The organism is Variovorax sp. GW821-FHT09B05 (assembly GCF_059418265.1).
Map to the genome: position 1 here is coordinate 128,154 of NZ_JBWKPN010000012.1, position 14,267 is coordinate 142,420.

Genomic DNA, 14,267 nt, shown 5'->3' on the forward strand with positions numbered 1-14,267 from the left:
AACGCCATGCGCGCCTGGTTCGCGGCAAGACCCTGGAAGCGTGCCGCCGGCTGGCTGGTGCTGCTGGGGCCGCTGTTCTACCTGACCTACGGCCTCGCCAACTGGTGGGCCACCACGCGCGCGCAGGTGCCCTCGATGGCCTTCGCGTGGGAACGCCAGGTGCCGTTCTGGCCCTGGACCATCTTTCCCTACTGGACCATCAACGTCTTCTACGCGCTGTCGCTGTTCCTCGCGCGCGACCGCCACACGCTCGACCGCCACGGCGCGCGGCTGGTCAGCGCCACGCTGATCGCCTGCAGCTGCTTCGTGATCTGGCCGCTGCACTTCAGCTTCGGCCAGCCCGCGGTCGAGGGCGCGCCGGCCTTCCTGTTCGCGGCGCTGCGCGGCTTCGACCAGCCCTACAACCAGGCGCCCTCGCTGCACATCGCGCTGGCGGTGATCCTGTGGGACTGGTATCGGCAGTTCATCCGGCCGCGCTGGGCGCGCCTCGTGCTGCACCTGTGGGCCTTCGCGATCTGCGCCTCGGTGCTGACCACCTGGCAGCACCATTTCATCGACATCCCGACCGGCGCGCTGCTGGGCCTGGTCTGCATCTGGCTGTGGCCGCTGCAGCGCACGGTCTCGCTGCCGCGCGCCTGGCGGCTCGCACGCGATCCGCAGCGCTGGAAGCTCGCGGCCTGCTATGCGCTGGGCGCGCTGGCCTGCCTCGCGCTCGCGCTGTGGGGCGGCGGCTGGGCGCTGTGGCTGGCCTGGCCCGCGGCCTCGCTGGCGCTGGTGGCGCTCAACTACGCGGGCTTCGGCGCGCGCGGCTTCCAGATGGACGGCCAGGGCCGCATGGGCTGGGCCGCGCGCTGGCTGTTCGCGCCCTACCGCCTCGGCGCGGCGCTCAATGCGCGGCTGTGGACGCGCGGACTGCCGCCCGCGGCGGAGGTGGTGCCCGGGCTCTGGCTCGGCCGCCTGCCCACACCGGCCGAATGGCAGGCCGCGGGCCGGCCGCGGCTGGTGAGCTTGTGTGCCGAGCTGCAGGTGCCAAGCGATGCCGCCGGCGCGCGCTGCGTGCCGCTGCTCGACCTCGTGGTGCCGCCCTCGCAGCGGCTGCGGCGCGCGGCCGCGGTGATCGAGGGCCAGCGGCGCGCCGCGCGCGGCGGCCCGGTCTGGGTCTGCTGCGCGCTCGGCTTCTCGCGCAGCGCGGCCGCGACCATCGCCTGGCTCGGCACGCACGGCGTGGCCAGTGCCGCCGACGGGCTGGCGACGGCCGAGGCCGCGGTGCGCCGCGCGCGGCCGCAGATCGTGCTGCGGCCGGCCTGGTTCGCCGCGCTCGCGCCGCTCGGCGCCCCCACCGTCACCACCGGAGCAGCGCCCCATGAATGACACCGACCGCGCCACCTGCGCCGCGCTCGCCGGCCTGCTGCGCGCGGCCGGCGTGCTGGCCCTCTGGGGTTTCGCGCTCAGCGCGATCGCGGCACTCGTGCTCGCGCTCACCTTGCGCTCGCTGCCCACCACGCCGAGCATGGCCTTCGGCGCCGTCGCCATCCTCGGCGTGCTCGAGCGCTATTTCGCGTTCCGGCTGCGGCTCGACCAGGCGCTGTTCGACGACCTCGCGCGCGGCACCATCGCCTCGCTCGAAGCGCTCGACCAGGCGCTGGCCCGGCTCGGGCTGCGCGCCGACGACGCATCTTCCGCCGCGCGGCCGCTGGCCGACCGCGCGCAGGGCACCCGCCAGCTGCTGCAGCGCCACGCCATCGTGGTCGCCTGCCAGAGCGCGATGTTCCTGCTCGCCCTCATGACACAGGACCTCACTTGAACGACGTCTCTCCTCCCCCAGAAGAAAAGCGCCCCGACAGCGGCATCGTGCGCCGCGCGCTCGCCGTGGTCGCGGGCAAGCTGATCATCGGCGCCGCGGGTCTCCTGACCGGCGTGCGCGCCATCTGGTCGGGCACCAGCCCCAAGGCCGAGCAGACGCTCTACTTCGCCAACCACACCAGCCATGGCGACTTCGTGCTGCTGTGGGCCACGCTGCCACCCGACCTGCGCGCGCTCACGCGGCCGGTGGCGGGGCTGGACTACTGGATGGCCTCGAAGCTGCGCCAGTTCATCGGCGCCGACGTGTTCAACGCGCTGATGATCCGGCGCGACGGCTCGGGCCAGGGCGACAACCCGGTCGAGCAGATGAAGGCCGCACTCGAGGCCGGCGACTCGCTGATCATGTTCCCCGAGGGCACGCGCAACACCGGCGACGAGATCCTGCTGCCGCTCAAGAGCGGGCTGTTCCACCTCGCGCGCGCCTGCCCCAACGTGCGGCTGGTGCCGGTGTGGATCGAGAACCTCAAGCGCGTGCTGCCCAAGGGCACGCTGGTGCCGATCCCGCTGGCCTGCACGGTGCGCTTCGGCACGCCGATCGTGCTGGCCGAGGGCGAGGACAAGGCCGGCTTCCTGGCGCGTGCGCGCACCGCCATGCTCGACCTGCGGCCCGAGTACGACCGCCTCGACGACAAGCCCAAGGCGGCCTCCGGGAGTGCCGCATGATCGAGCTCTCGCCCTTCGCGCAGACCACCCTTCAGCTGTTCGGCGGCGTGCTCGGCGTGCTGCTGCTGGCCTCGGGCATCGGCGCCGTGCTCAAGTGGCGCGTGGCGCACGGCCAGCCGCATTCGGTGATCGACAACCTCAACGCGCGCGTCAATGCCTGGTGGGTGATGGTGGCGGCGATCGGCCTCGCCTTCGCCTTCGGCAAGGGCGGCGTGATCGTGCTGTTCTACCTGATCTCGTTCTACGCGCTGCGCGAGTTCATCAGTCTGGCCTACACCCGGCGCGGCGACCACCACGCGATCGCGGCCGCCTTCTACATCGGCCTGCCGGTGCAGTACTTCCTGGTCTGGATCGACTGGTACGGCCTCTATTCGATCTTCATCCCGGTCTATGCCTTCCTGGTGCTGCCGATCCTCGCGGCCGTGGGCGGCGACACGCAGCGCTTCCTCGAGCGCACCTCGAAGATCCAGTGGGGCCTGATGATCTGCGTGTTCTGCATCAGCCACGTGCCGGCGCTGCTCACCCTGCAGATCCCGGGCTTCGAGGGCCGCAACCTGCTGCTGATCGCCTTCCTCGTGATCGTGGTGCAGGGCAGCGACGTGCTGCAGTACATCTGGGGCAAGCTGTTCGGCAAGCGCAAGGTGGCGCCCGAGCTCTCGCCCTCGAAGACCTGGGAGGGCCTGATCGGCGGCATCGCGAGCGCCACCGCGCTGGGCGCCGCGCTGTCGTGGGCCACGCCCTTCAACCCCTGGCAGGCCGCGCTGATGTCGCTGACCATCTGCCTGATGGGCTTCTTCGGCGGTCTCGTGATGTCGGCCATCAAGCGCGACCGCGGCGTGAAGGACTGGGGGTCGATGATCGAGGGCCATGGCGGCATGCTCGACCGGCTCGACTCGGTGATCTTCGCGGCGCCGATCTTCTTCCACGCGCTGCGCTACTGGTGGGTTCCGTGACGGCAGCAAAGAAAGCTCCGGCGAAGAAGGCGGCCGCCACGGCCGAACGCATCGTCGACGACACGCCGGTCGAATGCGCCGACGCCGACGCGCTCGCGCGCTGGTACGAACGCCATCATGCGAGCCACGCCGGCGTCTGGCTGCGGCTCGCGAAGAAGGCCAGCGGCATCGTCTCGGTCGATACCGCGCAGGCGCTCGATCTCGCGCTGTGCCATGGCTGGATCGACGGCCAGCGCAAGAGCGACAGCGACACGCATTTCCTGCAGCGCTACACGCCGCGCACCAAGCGCAGCACCTGGTCGCAGATCAACCGCGCCAAGGCACTGCAGCTGATCGAGGAAGGCCGCATGCAGCCGGGTGGCCTGGCCGAGGTCGAACGCGCCAAGGCCGACGGCCGCTGGGAGGCCGCCTACGAGGCCTCGCGCGTGGCGACCGTGCCGCCCGACCTGCGGGCCGCGCTCGATGCCAACAGGAAGGCCGCGAGATTCTTCGCCGCGCTCGATGCGCGCAATCGCTTCGCGGTGCTGTTCCGCACCCAGAGCGCGAAGAAGCCCGAGACCCGCGCGCGGCGCATCGCGCAGTTCGTCGAGATGCTCGCCAAGGGCGAGAAGATCCACCCCTGATTCAGGTGCCGGCCGCGATGCGCGCGAGCCGTTCGGCGTCGACGATGCGGATGCGCTTGTAGCGCATGTCGATCGCGCCCTCCTCCACCAGCCGCCCCAGCTCCTTGTTGACGGTCTGGCGCGACAGCCCGAGCATGGCCGCGAGGTCGGTCTGCGACAGCCGCACCAGCGGCGGCGCACCGTCCTCGCCCTGCCCGCTGTAGAAGTGCACCAGGTTCATCAGCGCGGCCGCCACCCGGCCATGGATCGAGTTGAGCATCTGGTTCTGCAGCAGCACGATGCTCAGCCGCTGGCGCTGCAGGCCCAGCTTGGCCACGTCGCGCCACAGCAGCGGCTCGGCATCGAGCACGGCCAGCACCGCGTCGCTCGGCAGGTGCACGATCACCGAGTCCTCGTGCGCGTGGTAGTCGTAGGCCAGCGGCACCTCCTCGAGCAGGCGCACCAGCGGCGCCACCTGTCCCGGGCCGAGCAGCGCGTTCACGTACTTGCGGCCGTTCGGGCTCATGCTGCTGATCTCGAGGCAGCCCGACACCACCACCAGCAGCTCGCGCCGATGGCGGTCGTGCGCCAGCACCTGCGTGCGGCGGCCGTAGCGCTCGAGCCGCGCCGACTTCATGAGCTCGGCGCGGCGCGCATCGGGCCAGCGCGAGAACAGCTCGTTCCAGCGCAGCGCGCGCTCGAGCAGCGCGGCGTTCTCCTCGGCCTCTCGTTCGGTGGTCTTGCGCGGTCGGGTCAGCGGGTTCTCCCTGCGGCGATGTTCGGGAATCTGTCAACGCTTTGACAGATTCGGGGGGCGGTCGTTTCTATCGTAAGCACCGGACACCGACAAGCACGCAAGCGGCAGCCGCCCTCGACGGGCGGCGAGCCCCACCGGAGACAACACGACATGAAGAAGACAGCCGCCGCGGGCCTCGCGCTCGCGGCCTCCTCCTCGCTCGCGCTCGCACAGGGCAGCGTGACGATCTTCGGCACCGCCGACCTCTACCTGGCCCATGCGAAGTCGGGACCGAGCTCCTCGACGCGGCTCGAGGATGGCGGCCAGACCGCGTCGCGCCTCGGCTTTCGCGGCGCGGAGGACCTGGGCGGCGGGTTCGATGCGCACTTCACGCTCGAGGCCGGCTTCGCGCCCGACACCGGCAAGGGCACGCTGGCTGGTCCCGAGATCGCGTTCACGCGCCAGTCCTTCGTCGGCCTGTCGACGCCCTGGGGCCAGGTCGACGCGGGCCGCATGTACACGCCGATGTTCTACACGCTGTTCAAGGCCGATCCCTATGGCGTGAACTCGGTGTTCTCGCCGATCAACCTGGTGGCCGCCAACGACGCGCAGCCCGGCCTGCTGCCCTTCGCGGCGCGCGCCAGCAACATGGTGCGCTACCGCACGCCGGCCATCGCCGACTTCTACGCCGACATCGCCTATGCGCCCGGCGAGGCCAGCGCCGCGAACCACCGCAGCGGCACCCTCTACGGCGGCAGCCTCAGCTGGGGGCGCAAGCCCTACTACGTGGGCTATGCCTTCCAGCGCGCGCGCTCGGGTTCGGCCGCCGCGCCCGTGGCCGAGCCGAGCACCAGCACCTACCAGGCGCTGAGCGCGGCCTACGACTGGGAGGCGATCGGGCTGCAGCTCTACGCCAACTACGTGCGCAACAGCTCGAGCCTGCCCGGCGTGCCGAGCGCGAAGCTCGCGAGCCTCGGCCTCACCTACAACATCACGCCGGCCTCGAACCTGATGTTCGAGGCCATGCAGCGCAAGGTGGACGCGAGCGAGCGTTCGCAGCTGGCCTGGACCCTGGGCTACGACTACTACCTGAGCAAGCGCACCGTGCTCTACGCGCGCTGGCTGCGGCTGCTCAACCGGCATGGCGCCTCGGCCACGCTCGCCACGGTCGCGGTCGCGCCCGACAGCGGCAACGGCGTGCGCGTGCTCGCGACCGGCATCCGCCACAACTTCTGAAACCCCTCGTCGCCTCTTCCATGGATTTCTTCAGCTCCCAGACCGAATCCCTGTCGGCCCTGTTCGCGCCGCGTTCCATCGCGGTGGTCGGCGCCTCCTCCAACCCGCAGAAGATCGGCGGCATCCCGGTCGACTACCAGCGCCGCTTCGGCTTCGACGGCGCGCTCTACCCGGTCAACCCGAACGCCGAGCGCATCCAGGACCTGCGGGCCTGGCCCAGCCTGCGCGCCATCGGCCAGCCGGTGGACCTCGCGATCCTCTCGGTGCCGGCCGCGCTGGTCGATGCGGCGCTCGACGACGCGATCGAAGCGAAGGTCAAGGGCGTGGTGCTGTTCTCCTCGGGCTTCGCCGAGACCGGCGCCGAAGGCACGGCCGCGCAGGCGCGGCTCGGCGCCAAGGCCCGCGCGGCCGGCCTGCGGCTCATCGGGCCCAACTGCCTCGGCTTCATGAACATCGCGCACAAGGTCTACGCCACCTTCTCGCCCGCGCCCGGCGTGGGCCGCGTGGCGCCGGGGCGCATCGGGCTGGTGAGCCAGTCGGGCGCCTTCGGTGCCTACGCCTACGCGATGGCGCGCGAGCGCGGCGTCGGCCTGTCGCTGTGGGCCACCACCGGCAACGAGGCCGACCTGCAGTTCGCCGACTGCCTGGCCTGGCTCGCGCAGGACCCGGCCACCGACGTGATCATGGGCTACATGGAAGGCTGCCGCGACGGCCCCCGGCTGCGCGCCGCGCTCGCGCTCGCGCAGGCCGCGGGCAAGCCGGTGGTGATGGTCAAGGTCGGCCGCACCGCGCTGGGCGCGCAGGCGGCGGCCTCGCACACCGCGGCGCTCGCGGGCGACGACGCGGTGTACGACGCGGTGTTCCGCCGCTACGGCGTGCTGCGCGCGCGCAGCCTCGGCGAGTTCTTCGACCTGGCACACAGCGCCGCCGTGGCCGGCCGGCCGCGCGACCGCTCGATCGGGTTGTTCACGCTGTCGGGCGGCGTGGGCGCGCTGATGGCCGACGACGCCTCGGCGCAGGGCCTCGACGTGCAGCCGCTCGGCGAGGCCGCCCAGGCCACGCTGCGCGAGTGGGTGCCGTTCGCGGCGCCGCGCAACCCGGTCGACATCACGGGCCAGGTGACCAACGACATGAGCCTGCTCGAGCGCAGCGCGCGCCTGATGCTCGACGACCGCGGCTTCGCCTCGTGGATGGGCTTCCTCGCGGCCGCGGGCGCGTCGGATGCGTTCTGGCCCACGCTGCGCGCGCTGGTGGCGTCGCTGCGCGCGGCCTATCCCGACACGCTGCTCGCGATCAGCACGCTGCTCTCGCCCGAACGCCGCGCAGAACTCGAAGGCCTGCGCTGCCTGGTGTTCGCCGATCCGTCGGACGGCATCCGCACCATCGCCGCGCTCGCGGGATTGAAGACCGGCGCCCTGCCTGGGTCCGAGGCACGACCCGTCGGCGATCCGATCGTGCTCGCACCCGGCGCGATGGCCGAGCCCGCGGCGCTCGCGCTGCTCGCCGAGGCCGGCGTGCCGGTGGTCGCGCACCGCGTGGCGCACAGCGCCGACGAGGCCGCGGCGGCGGCCGAGGCCTTCGGCGGTGCCGTGGCGCTGAAGATCGTGAGCGCCGACATCCCGCACAAGTCCGACGTCGGCGGCGTGGCGCTCGACCTGCGCGGCGCGGCACAGGCGCGCGCGGCCTTCGAGCGCACGCGCGACCATGCGCTGAGCGCGCGGCCCGAGGCGCGGCTCGACGGCGCGCTGGTGGCGCGCATGGCGAGCGGCGGCGTCGAATGCATCGCGGGCGTGCACCGCGACCCGGTGTTCGGGCCGGTGCTGATGTTCGGCCTCGGCGGCATCCACGTCGAGACCCTGCGCGACGTGGCGCTGCGCGTGCTGCCGGTCACGCGCGAGGACACGCTGGCGATGGTGCGCGAGCTGCGCGCCTTCGCGATCCTCGACGGCGCGCGCGGCAAGGCACCGGTCGACCTCGCGTCGATCGCCGATGCGCTGTGCGCGCTGGCCGACTTCGCGCTGCGTGCCGGCGACTCGCTGGCGAGCGCCGAGATCAATCCGCTGATCGCGCGGCCGAATACCGAGGGCGGCTGCGTGGCGGTCGATGCGCTGATCGTGGGCCGCGACCCATCGCCGGCGGAAGGAGCGATCGCATGACGCCATCGAAGCGACGCCTGCTGCTGTGCGCGCTCGCGGCCTTCGCGGCCACCGGCGCCCGCGCCGAATTCCCGTCGAAGCCGCTGCGCATCGTCGTGCAGTACCAGGCCGGCGGCTCCTCCGACATCCTCGCGCGCCTGGTCGCCGAGGGCCTGTCGAAGCGGCTGGGCCAGCCCGTGGTGGTCGAGAACCGCAGCGGCGCGGGCGGGATCATCGGCACCGACTACGTGGCCAAGAGCGCGCCCGACGGCCACACGCTGCTGCTGACGGTGCCGGGCCCGGTCACGGCCAACATCGTGCTCTACGGCAAGCTGCCCTACGACCCGCGCACCGACCTGCGCATGGTCTCGGACATCGCGACCACGCGCACCGTGCTCGCGGTGCATCCCTCGGTGCCGGCCAGGGATGTCGCCGGCCTGATCGCGGTGCTGAAGGCCGCGCCCGGCAAGTACGCGATGGGCTCCTGGGGCCCGGGCACGCAGCCGCACCAGATCCAGGTCTACATGGACCGCGCCTACGGCCTGCGCACGCTGCACGTGCCCTACAAGGGCGAGAGCCCGATGGCGATCGACCTGATCGGCGGCGTGATCCAGCTGACCGTGGGCTCGATCGCCACGCTGCAGCCCTACATCGCGGCCGGCAAGCTGCGCGCGCTCGCGGTCGCCGGGCCGCGCCGCGCCAAGGCGCTGCCCGAGGTGCCGACCTTCGCCGAGCAGGGCTTCGCCGACGAGGTCTACGCGCTGACCGGGCCGACCTCGCTGATGGCGCCCGCGAAGACGCCCGACGCGGTGGTCGAGCGGCTCGGGCGCGAGGTCGCCGCGGTGGTGCACCAGCCCGAGGTCGCGCGCCGCATCGAGGAACTCGGCGCCGAGCCCGTGGGCAACCTGCCGGCCGAGGCCAGCGCCGCCTACCGCGCCTTCCTGCCCGTGACGCTGCGGCTCACGCAGGCCACGGGCGTGAAGCTCGATTGATCCCTTTCCCTTTCCTTCATCGCCACCAGCCAAGAGGTCCCGTCCCCATGAATGCTCCCGCCTCCCAGGCCACCGTCGACGCCGCGCGCCAGGCGCTCGCGCGCTCGATCGGCCTCGCCGCCTTCGTCTACGGCTATCCGCTGACCGAGACCTATCGCACCTGCGCGCTGCAGACCGCGCCGCGCGCCGAACGCCGGATCGGCACCTCGGCCGGCTCGGACGTGCGCGCGCCGATCAACACGCTGCACCATGCGCCGCGCCCCTCGACCCACGAGGACCGCGACGTGGTGACGCCGGCCAACGACCTGCTCTACACCATCGCCTGGATCCACCTGGCCGACGGCCCGATGCTGCTGAGCGTGCCAGCGGCCGCGCGCCATCCGGGGCGCTATTTCGTGCTGCCGCTGTACGACGCCTACACCGAGAACTTCGAGAACCTCGGCCCGCGCAACTGCGATCCCGCGGGCGAGACCGTGGTGCTCGTGGGCCCGGGCGGCACGGTGCCCGAGGCGCTGGCCGCGCACCGCGTGGTGCGCTGCCCGACCGACCTCGTGTGGCTGATCGGCCGCATCCTGGTCGGCGACGAGGTCGACTGGCCCGCGGCGCGCGCGCTGCAGTCCGAGATCCGGCTCGCGCCCGCACCCGGCACGGTGCCGCGCGGCCGCCCGGCGGCGATCGAGCGCTGGGTCGGCGAACCGGTCGATGCCATGGCGGCCGCCTTCGAGAACGGCGAGCCGGCCGCGCAGGTCGCGCCGCGCTTCTTCGCCAACCTCTGCCAGGCACTCGCCGAGGCGCCGGGCCGCGTCGAGGACCGCGCGCTGGTGGCCTGGTTCGGCCAGGCCGGGCTGCGGCCCGACGCGGCCTTCGCGTGGGACACGCTCGATGCGCCGCTGCGCGAGGGCCTGGTCGAAGGTTTCGCCGAGGGCGTGCGGGTGGTCGGCGCGGTGGGCCGGCACCACCGGCCCAAGGCCTGGGCCATGACGCCCGCCACCGGCCGCTACGGCAGCGAGTTCCTCGGCCGCGCGCGCACCGCCTACCTGGGCCTGGGCGCGCTGGCCACCAGCGAGGCCGTGTATGCCGCCTCGCACCACGACGCGACGCTGGAGCCGCTCGATGGCCGACGCCGCTATGCGATGCGCTTCGAGGCCGACGACATGCCGCCGGCCGACGCCTTCTGGTCGGTGACGCTCTACGACAGCGACCGCTTCCTCTATCCCAACGCGATCGGCCGCCATGCGATCGGCGACCGCACGCAGGGCCTGCGACGCGGCGCCGACGGCAGCCTGGAACTGGTGCTGGGCCACGCACGGCCCGCCGATGCCGCCAACTGGCTGCCCGCGCCGGCCGGGCGCTTCTACCTGATCCTGCGCATGTACCACCCGCGCGAAGGCGTGCGCGCCTGGCGCATCCCGGCCCTGCAGCCGCAGGAGGACTGACGCCATGGCCGCGACGATCGACGCCGTGACCGACACCCTGGCCGAGGAGGCCGTGGTCTACGCCTGGCCGCTGTACGAGATGTGCCGCATGCGCGCGGCCACCTCGCCGCAACGCTGCGAGACTGCCGGCGAGGCACCGGCACCGCAACGCTGGTGCAATGTGTTCACCCATGCGCGCAAGCTGCTGGGCCCGGGCAGGAGCCGCGTCGTGACGCCGAACAACGACACGCTCTACACCAACGCCTGGCTCGACCTCGGCGCGGGCCCGCTGGTGATCGACGTGCCCGACACCGCGGGGCGCTACTACGTGCTGGGCCTGCTCGACTTCCATACCAACCCCTTCGCCCACATCGGCCAGCGGCTCACGGGCACGGCGGCGCGTTCCTTCGTGCTCGTGCCGCCGGGCTGGCACGGCGAGCTGCCGGCCGCCTTCGACGCGCCCGGCGCGCGCATCGAGGCGCCCACGCGCTGGCTCTGGGTCATCGGCCGCATCCTGGTCGACGGGCCGCACGACCTGCCCGCGGTGCATGCGCTGCAGGACGGCTTCGTGGTGCACACGCTGGCCGACTGGCAGGCCGGCAAGGCGCCCCGGCCGATGGCCTTCGATCCGGCCTGCGATCCGCAAGCACCACCGGACGCCGGGCATTTCGCGGCGCAGGTGCAGCGCGCGCTGCGCGAGAACCCGCCGCCCGCGCGCGATGCCGATCGGCTCGCACGCTTCGCCGCGCTCGGCCTGCACCCCGACGCCGGCGCGCTCGACGACACGCAGCGCGAGCGGCTGCAGGACGCGCTGGCCCGCGTGCTGCCGCGGCTGCGTGCCACGGAAGCGGGCCGCGCGGCCGCCAGCGGCTGGGTGGCCATGCCGCTGGTGGAAGCCAGCTTCGGCGACGACCACCGGATGCGCGCGCTGGTCGCGCTCAAGTACATCGGCATGCTCGAGAGCCGCGAGGCCACCTACCCGCTCGCCTGGCACGACGCCGCGGGCCGCGCGCTGCACGGCAGCCACCGCTACACCTTGCGCTTCGGGCCCGGCGAGCTTCCGCCGGTCGAGGCCTTCTGGTCGCTCACCATGTACGACAGCCGCGACTGCATGCTGGTCGACAACCCGATCGACCGCTACGCCATCGGCGACCGCACGCCGGCGCTGCGCCACGACGCCGACGGCGGCCTCACGCTGCACATCCAGCATGCGGCGCCCGCGGACGAGGCCGCGCGCGCGAACTGGCTGCCCGCGCCCGCGGACGCCTTCTACCTCTGCCTGCGCGCCTACGTGCCGCGCGCGGAGATGCTCGACGGCCGCTATGCGCTGCCGCCGCTTCAACGACTGGGAGACGACGCATGAGCAGCACACAGGAACAGGAGAAGCCCTTCCTCATCGTCGGCAGCGGCACCGAGACGGTGGCGCCGGGCCTGCACATCCTGCGCGGGCAGGGACAGTCCTTCGTGGCCGAGACCGATGTCGGCCTGGTGGTGATCGACGCCGGCCCGGGCGGCGCGGTGACGCAGGGCATGATCGACGCGGTGCGCGAACTCAGCGACGCGCCGCTGCATGCGCTGTGCTACAGCCACGGCCATGTGGGCTACAACGCCGGCGTGCCGATGTGGCTCGCCCATGCGGCGCAGCGCGGCGACGCGCCGCCGCGCGTGATCGCGCACCGCAACGTGCCGCGGCGCCTCGCGCGCTACCGCGAGACCGAGGCGCTGCAGCACCGCATGGCCGAGATCCAGTTCAACCGGCCCGCGGGCTTCTTCGCGCAGCGGCTGTCGATGCATGCGCCGACCGAGACCTTCGACGAGCGGCTGGCCATCGGCCACGGCGAGCGCGCCATCGAGCTGCGCTGGGCGCCCTCGGAGACCGACGACGCGATCGCGCTGTGGAGCCCCGCGCAGCGCGTGCTCTACGGCGGCGCGGCGCTGATCGATTCGATCCCCAACATCGGCACGCCCTTTCGCACCCTGCGCGACACGGTGCGCTGGGCCGACACGCTCGAGGCGCTGGCCGCGCTCGGCGCGCGCAAGGCGGTGCGCGAGTTCGGCGCCACGCTCGAGGGCGAGGACCAGGTGCGGCACGTGCTCACGCACACGGCGCGCGCGCTGCGCTGGCTGCGCGCCGAGGTGGTGCGGCTGATGAACGAGGGCCTCAACGAGCGCGAGCTGCTGGCGCGCATCCGCTGCCCCGACGAGCTGTTCGCGGTCGACTGGATGAAGCCCACCTACGGCGACCCGGCCTACATCGTGCGCGACATCTACCGCTCGGAGAACGGCTGGTGGGACCGCAACCCGACCAGCCTGCATCCCGAGCCGCCCGAGGCCGTCGGCCAGGCCGTGGCCGAGGCCATCACCGACAAGGCCGGCCTGATCGCGCGGGCACGCGCGCTGGCGCAGCAGGGGCAATGGCAGCTCGCGCTGCACGTGATCGACCTGCTGGCCACCGCGCGCGGCGACGCGCCCGAGCTCGCCGAGGCACGCGCGCTCAAGGCCGAGTGGCTGCGCCAGCGCGCGCGGCAGGTGCCCAGCTACGTGTCGCGCAACCTCTACCGCGTGAGCGCCGACATGATCGAGCAGGGCACGCAGGCGCGCTTCGGTATCCAATGACTTCCCGAGGACCCGCATCCATGACCGCATCCCTTCTCCGCACCGGCCTGTTCCTTGCCGGCCTCGCCGGCCTGCTGGCCACGGCCACCGCGCAGGGCGCCGAGGCCTATCCCGACAAGCCCGTCACGCTGGTCGTGCCCACGGCCGCCGCGGGCGGCACCGACACCATCGCGCGGCTGGTCGCCGACGCGCTGGGCAAGTCGCTCAAGCAGCCCTTCGTGGTCGACAACCGGCCCGGCGCCAACGGCATCCTCGGCACCGAGCAGGTGGCGCGCGCGGCGCCCGACGGCTACCGGCTGCTGTTCACCTATGCCGCCGCGATGGTGGTGAACCCCAGCCTCTACCGCAAGCTGCCCTACGACCCGGTGAAGGACTTCGCGCCGGTGGCGCAGATCGGCCGCGGCGGCAACCTGCTGCTGGTGCGCAACGACCTGCCGGTGAAGACGCTGGCCGACTTCGTCGCCTATGCCAAGGCGCGGCCCGACAAGCTCAGCTATTGCTCGTGGGGCAACGGCTCGGGCGGCCACCTGGCGATGGAAAGCCTCAAGAAGCAGGCCGGCCTGGTGATCGAGCACGTGCCCTACAAGGGCAGCGGCCCCTGCGTGCAGGACCTGATGGGCGGCCAGGTCGAGGCGGCCTTCGCCGACATGTCCTCGACGGTGGAGCTGGTGCGCGCGGGCCGGCTCCGGGCGCTGGCCAACAGCGGCCCCTCGCGCATCCCGATGCTGCCCGAGGTGCCGACGATGACCGAGTCCGGCTACCCGTTCACCACCTATGCCTGGTACGGCGTGCTGGCGCCCGCGAAGACGCCGCCGGCGATCGTGAAGAAGCTCAACGAGGCGGTGAACCGCGCGCTGCGCGACCCGGCCGTGGTGCAGCGCCTGCGCGAGCTCAACTTCACCGACCTGCCGCAGAACACGCCCGAGCAGTTCGCCGCGACCCTGCGCCAGGACCTGCGCGACTGGGGCGCGCTGGTCAAGGACATCGGGCTCCAGCCCGAATGAGGCGGCGGCCGGACCGAGGGTAAGCAAGATGGTCAAGCGTCCGCGCTTCTTG

The 14,267-nt window shown here is 72.6% G+C and carries 13 protein-coding genes; 12 read left to right on the forward strand and 1 reads right to left on the reverse strand.

Translation table 11 applies throughout. The annotated features are described in order from the left end of the window. Positions 1 to 6 precede the first annotated feature (6 nt). The 5 genes from AC07RM_RS28030 to AC07RM_RS28050 are packed head-to-tail and all read left to right on the forward strand — an operon-like array spanning position 7 to position 4,102. Positions 7 to 1,371, forward strand: coding sequence for a phosphatase PAP2/dual specificity phosphatase family protein (locus AC07RM_RS28030; protein WP_495336634.1), 1,365 nt, complete (start codon positions 7 to 9; stop codon positions 1,369 to 1,371). After that, a complete protein-coding gene (locus tag AC07RM_RS28035) occupies positions 1,364 to 1,804 on the forward strand; it encodes a hypothetical protein (protein ID WP_093347998.1) in 441 nt (146 codons plus the stop codon). The genes AC07RM_RS28030 and AC07RM_RS28035 overlap by 8 nt, the downstream gene beginning before the upstream one ends. Positions 1,805 to 1,848: 44 nt before the next feature. After that, entirely contained in the window at positions 1,849 to 2,526 is a 678-nt protein-coding gene (locus AC07RM_RS28040; RefSeq protein ID WP_495336710.1) for a lysophospholipid acyltransferase family protein, read from the forward strand. Continuing rightward, positions 2,523 to 3,479, forward strand: a complete 957-nt coding sequence (locus tag AC07RM_RS28045; RefSeq protein ID WP_093348006.1) for a phosphatidate cytidylyltransferase — start codon at positions 2,523 to 2,525, stop codon at positions 3,477 to 3,479. The genes AC07RM_RS28040 and AC07RM_RS28045 overlap by 4 nt, the downstream gene beginning before the upstream one ends. Then, positions 3,476 to 4,102: a YdeI/OmpD-associated family protein gene (locus AC07RM_RS28050; RefSeq protein WP_495336636.1), complete on the forward strand. Its 627-nt coding sequence runs from the start codon at positions 3,476 to 3,478 to the stop codon at positions 4,100 to 4,102. Before AC07RM_RS28045 ends, AC07RM_RS28050 begins: the two co-directional genes overlap by 4 nt. A 1-nt stretch (position 4,103) precedes the next feature. Here the strand turns inward: AC07RM_RS28050 and AC07RM_RS28055 are convergent, their stop codons facing one another. After that, positions 4,104 to 4,718: a Crp/Fnr family transcriptional regulator gene (locus AC07RM_RS28055; RefSeq protein WP_256222739.1), complete on the reverse strand. Its 615-nt coding sequence runs from the start codon at positions 4,716 to 4,718 to the stop codon at positions 4,104 to 4,106. A 270-nt stretch (positions 4,719 to 4,988) separates the two neighbouring features. Here AC07RM_RS28055 and AC07RM_RS28060 point away from each other — a divergent pair, with 270 nt between their 5' ends. From AC07RM_RS28060 to AC07RM_RS28090, 7 genes are read left to right on the forward strand one after another with little or no spacing between them, the layout of a single operon-like run. Beyond that, the gene (locus AC07RM_RS28060) at positions 4,989 to 6,053 is read left to right on the forward strand and encodes a porin (protein WP_495336637.1); all 1,065 of its coding nucleotides are present in this window, start codon (positions 4,989 to 4,991) and stop codon (positions 6,051 to 6,053) included. A gap of 20 nt (positions 6,054 to 6,073) precedes the next feature. Next, positions 6,074 to 8,209, forward strand: coding sequence for an acetate--CoA ligase family protein (locus tag AC07RM_RS28065; RefSeq protein ID WP_495336638.1), 2,136 nt, complete (start codon positions 6,074 to 6,076; stop codon positions 8,207 to 8,209). Then, positions 8,206 to 9,180, forward strand: coding sequence for a Bug family tripartite tricarboxylate transporter substrate binding protein (locus AC07RM_RS28070; RefSeq protein ID WP_495336639.1), 975 nt, complete (start codon positions 8,206 to 8,208; stop codon positions 9,178 to 9,180). The genes AC07RM_RS28065 and AC07RM_RS28070 overlap by 4 nt, the downstream gene beginning before the upstream one ends. Positions 9,181 to 9,227: 47 nt before the next feature. After that, a complete protein-coding gene (locus AC07RM_RS28075) occupies positions 9,228 to 10,616 on the forward strand; it encodes a DUF1254 domain-containing protein (protein ID WP_495336640.1) in 1,389 nt (462 codons plus the stop codon). 4 nt (positions 10,617 to 10,620) lie between these two features. After that, a complete protein-coding gene (locus AC07RM_RS28080) occupies positions 10,621 to 11,958 on the forward strand; it encodes a DUF1254 domain-containing protein (RefSeq protein WP_495336641.1) in 1,338 nt (445 codons plus the stop codon). Further along, positions 11,955 to 13,211 (forward strand): alkyl sulfatase dimerization domain-containing protein, encoded by a 1,257-nt coding sequence (locus AC07RM_RS28085; protein WP_296782975.1) that lies wholly within the window; start codon positions 11,955 to 11,957, stop codon positions 13,209 to 13,211. The genes AC07RM_RS28080 and AC07RM_RS28085 overlap by 4 nt, the downstream gene beginning before the upstream one ends. Positions 13,212 to 13,231: 20 nt before the next feature. Next, positions 13,232 to 14,215: a Bug family tripartite tricarboxylate transporter substrate binding protein gene (locus AC07RM_RS28090; RefSeq protein WP_495336642.1), complete on the forward strand. Its 984-nt coding sequence runs from the start codon at positions 13,232 to 13,234 to the stop codon at positions 14,213 to 14,215. The last annotated feature ends 52 nt before the right edge of the window (positions 14,216 to 14,267 follow it).

Coding starts and splice junctions, on each gene's coding strand:
- AC07RM_RS28030 (WP_495336634.1), top strand. CDS start 7: ATGCGCGCCTGGTTCGCGGCAAGACCCTGGAAGCGTGCCGCCGGCTGG.
- AC07RM_RS28035 (WP_093347998.1), top strand. CDS start 1,364: ATGAATGACACCGACCGCGCCACCTGCGCCGCGCTCGCCGGCCTGCTG.
- AC07RM_RS28045 (WP_093348006.1), top strand. CDS start 2,523: ATGATCGAGCTCTCGCCCTTCGCGCAGACCACCCTTCAGCTGTTCGGC.
- AC07RM_RS28055 (WP_256222739.1), bottom strand. CDS start 4,718: ATGAAGTCGGCGCGGCTCGAGCGCTACGGCCGCCGCACGCAGGTGCTG.
- AC07RM_RS28060 (WP_495336637.1), top strand. CDS start 4,989: ATGAAGAAGACAGCCGCCGCGGGCCTCGCGCTCGCGGCCTCCTCCTCG.
- AC07RM_RS28065 (WP_495336638.1), top strand. CDS start 6,074: ATGGATTTCTTCAGCTCCCAGACCGAATCCCTGTCGGCCCTGTTCGCG.
- AC07RM_RS28070 (WP_495336639.1), top strand. CDS start 8,206: ATGACGCCATCGAAGCGACGCCTGCTGCTGTGCGCGCTCGCGGCCTTC.
- AC07RM_RS28075 (WP_495336640.1), top strand. CDS start 9,228: ATGAATGCTCCCGCCTCCCAGGCCACCGTCGACGCCGCGCGCCAGGCG.
- AC07RM_RS28080 (WP_495336641.1), top strand. CDS start 10,621: ATGGCCGCGACGATCGACGCCGTGACCGACACCCTGGCCGAGGAGGCC.
- AC07RM_RS28085 (WP_296782975.1), top strand. CDS start 11,955: ATGAGCAGCACACAGGAACAGGAGAAGCCCTTCCTCATCGTCGGCAGC.
- AC07RM_RS28090 (WP_495336642.1), top strand. CDS start 13,232: ATGACCGCATCCCTTCTCCGCACCGGCCTGTTCCTTGCCGGCCTCGCC.